General features: G+C 65.8%; 1 pseudogene. It reads right to left on the bottom strand.

Annotated features, from left to right (window positions below):
* Positions 1-316: pseudogene (locus E5162_RS14340) on the bottom strand (phosphoglucosamine mutase); the annotation flags it as partial.

Genomic DNA, 316 nt, shown 5'->3' with positions numbered 1-316 from the left:
CGCGCAGGAGCTGGCTGGCCGGCTTGTCTGACTGGACCATGAGCGAAAGCACCTGAAGCGCCGCGATCAGCCCGTCGCCGGTGGTCGCATAATCGCACAGCACGATGTGCCCGGACTGCTCGCCGCCCAGATTGGCGCCGCTCTCGCGCATGCGCTCGACCACGTAACGGTCGCCCACCTGCGTCCGGTCCAGCGTCAGGCCTTCGGTTTCGAGAAACTGCTCGAGGCCCAGATTGGACATCTGCGTGGTCAAGACAGAGTCGGTCGCCAGCAGCCCGGCGCGTTTCCATTCGCGCGCAAGAAGCGCGATCAGCTG

Source organism: Marinicauda pacifica, assembly GCF_004793635.1.
Taxonomy (GTDB): domain Bacteria; phylum Pseudomonadota; class Alphaproteobacteria; order Caulobacterales; family Maricaulaceae; genus Marinicauda; species Marinicauda pacifica.
This window is presented reverse-complemented; position numbering and strand designations above follow the sequence as displayed.